The organism is Gorillibacterium sp. sgz306347, assembly GCF_059735245.1.
The window spans coordinates 1-5,028 of sequence record NZ_JCAPET010000088.1; the positions used below are offsets into that span (position 1 = coordinate 1).

A 5,028-nucleotide genomic window follows, 5' to 3' on the forward strand; every position below is an offset into this window, starting at 1 on the left:
GGGGTTTTTTGGGCGAATAAGCGCTGTGGCAACCGTTAGCCACCCGTGCCCTGGCGGGAACCACAGACTATGACGTTGACTTATTTTCAGGGTGGAAAAAAAACCAGGCAGTTTTCGCGTGAATAAGCTCCGTGTGAACCGCTAGCGTGTGGCGTCGGTCAAAAAGAAGAGGCTCTCCGCCCAAGAGTACTCCTTGCCCGAGCTTCTAGCGCCGGCGGAAGGTTGCGTCAACCACCGATAAGAAAAGCCCGCATCTACAAGGCCATATTAAAGGAAAGCCTTCCGTCTTTTGAGCTTCTATAAGGCTCGCGTTCCTTTATGTACTCATACTCCGGGTATGCGGCGGCTATGATATTTCTCAGCACAGAAAGAATAACTCCCTTTCCGTTATTCTCCGGCACTGCCTCCCGCACGCGTGAACTTATTCCGCCTGACAACCTCCGGTTGAGTCCGCCGCCTCTGCCCTTGTCTTTAAATCGATGGCTGTCTTATCGGACCGCGGCTTATAATGACCCTAACGACGTCGTAATCTGGATCAGGGAGATCAAATATGAATGGTACGGCTGCTATTGGTAAACGGATCGCTACGCTTCGCAAACAAAAAAAGCTCTCCCAGGAGCAACTGGCGGAACGGCTGCATGTCACCTCGCAGGCGGTTTCCAAGTGGGAGAACGGGAAGGCGCTTCCGGAAACCGCGACGCTTCCCCTGCTTTCCGCGCTTTTGGGGCATTCCATCGACAGCATTTTGATGCCGCAGGAGCTTATGATCCTCTCCGCTGTGTACACGGACGGGGTAAACGCTCACGACCTCACGGCTTTTTTGAATCCTTTTGTCGGCGGAAACCGGCTGACCTTTCCCGTTCATGAGGAATCTCTTCCGGTTTCCCTCCCAACGGACCGGGTCAAGGCGCTGCTTGTTCAATTCGAAACGCCGGAGGGGATTTTCTACACCTATTGTTTTCAAGGAGAAGTGCTGAAGCTTGACCGCCACACGCAGGGCCTGACCGCAAAAGAAGGAGAACTGGAGATGGCAGGCGCCGTTTACGGAAATAAGCGGAGCTACCGGAACGTTATGAAAAAGCTGGAGCATTACCGGTTCTTCGGGTGGGATGCCATTCCGGCGGATCACGCCCTGTTCCCCAGCCCTATTGAAAACGAGGGGACCGACTACTTGCTTCTGCTCTACTTGAACCGGGACGGCCTTCAGGCGGTCAGCGTACCGGAAGGGGAACAGCTTCTGTTCAACCCGGACCGGACCGCCTTAACCGCGGGAAGCAGGGAGAGCGGCGCCTGCATCGTGGAAAATGTCGGACCGTTGGGCTTTGGAAAGAACATGGATTGCTCGTGGGCGGGAGCGCTCACCCTGTCGCTGCAAACCGCCGGGGAACGCGTCTCTTATGAAACGGTGATGGGAATTTCGGGCGCTTGCTGGAGAATCGCCTTTGCGCCCGTTTGGGATTACAGCGCGGCCGACGCCTTGGCCGCCTTCGATTACGCCGCCCCGGCCTTTGCCGCATTGGGGTATGAACCTTTATGGACCGAACGCATCAAGCCGGAGCAGCGCCGGGACGTCAAGCAGCAGCTTATGGCCGATATCCGGAAGCGGCGGCTGCCGATCGCGCTCAACCTTCGGGTCGCGCCGGAGTGGGGCGTCATCACCGGGTATCGGGATTCCGGGGACACGCTGCTTTGCCGTTCGTATTTTGACCAGGAGACGCTTGAAGGCCTGCGGGACGATCCCGATTTTCAAGAGGAAATGAGAAAAACCAAAGGTTATCTCTACGCGGATCATTGGCCTTACCGGATTGTCCGGCTTGGCAAAAAGTCGCCCGCCCCCCCGGCTTGGGACAACCTGCTCGAATCGCTGGACCTGAAGCTTCGTTCGATGCGGATGAACGAACAGAACGGCTACCTTCTCGGTTACGCGGCTTTGGAGGCTTGGCGGGAAGGGCTATTGGACGAGGAATGGTACCGGTCGGCGGACGAAGCCGCGTTTGCCCGGAGGGGGAGCGTAAACCGGTTCTGTTTGGCGGCGCTTGCGGATGCGCGAAGAGCCGCAGCTGTTTATTTGCTGGAGGCCCGGGCTGCTGCCGAAGGGGACTCCAGCGGAAAAAGGCTTGCTGCCATGCAAGCCTTGTACGAAACCATGTCCGCGCAGCTTGCCGACCTTCTTGCCGCTCTCCCGGCGGATGGAGAACCAGTCACGAAGCAAGCTTGGACAAGAAACCACCGCATGGCGCAAGCGGACCTGCTGGACCGGATCGCCGCCATAGAAAAGCAAGCCGACGCCCTCGCGGAGAAGCTCCTTGCCGAATGGCGAACAAACTGAGGCAGGCGGACCGGTACCCGGTCTACTCCGCCTCGATGGCAAGCAAATGGGTCATGATATTCCGGTTCCGCGCATTGGCAAACCGCTTTTCCTGCTTCATGCCGAGCTTCTCGGCCACCCTCCGGGAGCCGGTATGATCGACCGGCATGTTGGCGCAGATACGGGGAAGCTTCAGTTCATCTAACCCATATCGCAATAGGGCTGCCGCCGCTTCATAGCCGTAGCCCTTTTGCCATTCCTTTGCCGCGATGATGTACCCGAGGTCATATTCCGGCTTTCCGTCGATCTCGGCCTGCATCAAGCCCGCATCGCCGATCGGTTCGTTCGTTTCCCGCAGAATGACAGCCCGCCGACCAAGCCCCGTGTCGTACAGACCTTGGCTGCGCCGCATCCACTGCTCGGCCTGCTCGCGGGTAAACGGCGCGGGCCAAAACTGCATCGTAAGCGGATCGGACAGCAGGCGAAACAAGCCGGGCAAATCGGAATCCTCATAAGGGCGGAGAATCAGCCGTTCGGTGGTAATGATCAAGAGAATCGCCTTCCTTTTCTGAGCGGATGAACCCATTTTACGGCAATTCAAAAGGAAAGTCTTGTTCGAACGAAAAAACCCGGCCGGGGAATGGCCGGGTTTTGTATATGCTTACGGCAGCACCACGAAATTGGACACGACCTTGCGTTCCGTGCCGTCCGACGGGCTGTTCAGCACCTTGCCGTTGTAGACGAAGGAGCTGGAGCCGCCGCCGTCCAGGTTGTACGCATCGCGGACGTTCCATTCCAGAAGCTTCTTCTGGGCCTCCTCCAGCGTGATGCCGGAGCTGCCCTTCTGGCGGCCGTCGATGACGATCAGCAGCAGGTCCCCGTTGGAAAAGTGGCCGATGAGCGTGCGCGGCTCCTTTTTGTTCCGCCATTTGGCCGGGATGGTCTGTTTCTTGCCGTCCTTCAGCAGCGTCGGCACAAAAGTTGCGCCCTGCTGGACGCCCATGTCCTTGATCTGCTGCTTGGAGGTGACGGAGCCGCCCACCAGATGCCCCTTCTGGTTAATGCCGATGAAGCTCAGATCGATCCGGGCAAAGGTTTTGATCTGCCCGTCCACCACGGTGATGCCCATCGGGTACAGCAGGCCGTTCTGCCGCGCGAAGCCGCCGCCGTTGATGGCGATGGTCGCGTTTGTCCGCTTGGCGGCCGCGCTCGTTTTTTCGCCCGGGTGGCCGATCTTGTCGCCGGAGAGAACCAGCTTGAACGCCTTCGGATCATGCAGCTTGACCTTCGCCATATAGCCGCGGTACCCCGCTTCCTGCAGGGAAAAAACCTTGACCGTGGACCGTTTGCCATACGACTGGCCGATGGGCTTTCCCAGGATGTTCGCCAGCACGTTGTCCAGCACGTCGCCGGTCTTCTTCGTCTGCTGCGCGCTGGTGCTTACAATTTTGTCGACCGCATTCTTCTGGGCCGCGTCGGCGGCGCTCTCCTGCTTGGCGTTCTCGCCGAGCGCCGTCAGCGCCGATTTGATGGCAGCCAGCTCCTCCGACGATTTGAGAGCGGACGCATCCATCGCGGCAAACGACTCGTTCGCCCCGGCCAGGGGCGCGTCCATTTGTCCGGCCAGCTCCTTTTCGGCCTGCAAATCAAGCTGCGCGCTTTGGTATCCCGGCTCCAGCTTGTCCGCTTCGGCGGCAAAGCCGGTGTAAAGCCCCCCGACCAGAGCCAGAATCAGAAGCGGCGGCAGGAATCGCTTAATAAACACGGGCCGCTTCCTCCAGGCGCTGGATGACCTTGCGCAGCTCGCCCAGCTCCTTGCTGAGGTCGTTGATGCGCGCGTTCAGCGCTTTTTTGGTCTCGGCGGTTGTGCTGAGGGAGCTGCCCGCCAGCGACATTTCTTCTTTTACAGCCGTCAGCTCGCTTTCCACCGAAGCAAACTGCTGCTTGAGCGTCTCGGCCTGGGATTTCTGCTCGCCGAGGGCGGTTTGCAGGGCGGTCAGCTTCGTGTTCAGCTCCTGCATCTCGGCCTGATTGGCCTGCGCCATGCCGTCCAGCCGCTGCTGAATGCCTCCGATATAGTGATGGGCAAGCGAATAACCGGCGACCCCGACAGCCAGCCAAATCGCCAGCGTAATCGCCAAAACGACCCGCCGCGGCATCCGCTTTCCTTTGGACTCGCTCTTCTTCCGGCTCAACTCCTGAACGGATTCGTAGGACAACTCTTTCATAAGGCAAGCATTCTTCCTTCCTGAATTGAGGTGTGGCAGGTGAGACGTGACATTTTTCCATCTTAACATAATATCGTACATGCCTGTATACGCCGCGAAACCTTCATTGTTGCGCAAAAAGTCCCAATTCGTCCGGAAAACTTGTCCACTCTGGCTGACAGTTAGCCCTCCATTTCCCCGGTATGATAGAATTATAGGCGCGAAAAAAAAGAATAGAACCCCGCTTGCAAACTTCCTCCTGCCCGGCGGTCGCCTCAAGGGGCTTCGCCGCTATAGTAGGCGGAACCATTAGAGCTTCATGACAGGCCGTTTCCGCTTATTGGAGGCGGTTTTTTCGGTATAGGTGTGCCCTTTCCGCCCGCCACTGCTGGTTGAGGCTCCTTCACTTAGCCCTCGCCATGTGTAACGGTTGCCACAGCGCCTATTTGCACCAAAATGCTCCTTTTCAATTTATACGAAAAATACCAACGTTGCAGTAAAGCGCTAAAGGGA

The 5,028-nt window shown here is 57.9% G+C and carries 4 protein-coding genes; 1 reads left to right on the forward strand and 3 read right to left on the reverse strand.

What is annotated here, in order from left to right; genetic code table 11:
- Positions 1 to 550 precede the first annotated feature (550 nt).
- On the forward strand, positions 551 to 2,329 hold the full coding sequence (locus AC6I6H_RS22345; protein WP_497956801.1) for a helix-turn-helix domain-containing protein: 1,779 nt from the start codon (positions 551 to 553) through the stop codon (positions 2,327 to 2,329).
- A gap of 22 nt (positions 2,330 to 2,351) precedes the next feature.
- On the opposite strand, the gene AC6I6H_RS22350 is transcribed toward AC6I6H_RS22345, so the two are convergent.
- The 3 genes from AC6I6H_RS22350 to AC6I6H_RS22360 form a co-directional block, all read right to left on the reverse strand.
- Positions 2,352 to 2,858, reverse strand: a complete 507-nt coding sequence (locus AC6I6H_RS22350; protein ID WP_497956803.1) for a GNAT family N-acetyltransferase — start codon at positions 2,856 to 2,858, stop codon at positions 2,352 to 2,354.
- Between the two features lie 111 nt (positions 2,859 to 2,969).
- A complete protein-coding gene (locus AC6I6H_RS22355; protein WP_497956805.1) occupies positions 2,970 to 4,073 on the reverse strand; it encodes a phosphodiester glycosidase family protein in 1,104 nt (367 codons plus the stop codon).
- Entirely contained in the window at positions 4,063 to 4,536 is a 474-nt protein-coding gene (locus tag AC6I6H_RS22360) for a hypothetical protein (RefSeq protein ID WP_497956807.1), read from the reverse strand. The genes AC6I6H_RS22355 and AC6I6H_RS22360 overlap by 11 nt, the downstream gene beginning before the upstream one ends.
- Positions 4,537 to 5,028 lie beyond the last annotated feature (492 nt).

Coding starts and splice junctions, on each gene's coding strand:
- AC6I6H_RS22345 (WP_497956801.1), top strand. CDS start 551: ATGAATGGTACGGCTGCTATTGGTAAACGGATCGCTACGCTTCGCAAA.
- AC6I6H_RS22360 (WP_497956807.1), bottom strand. CDS start 4,536: ATGAAAGAGTTGTCCTACGAATCCGTTCAGGAGTTGAGCCGGAAGAAG.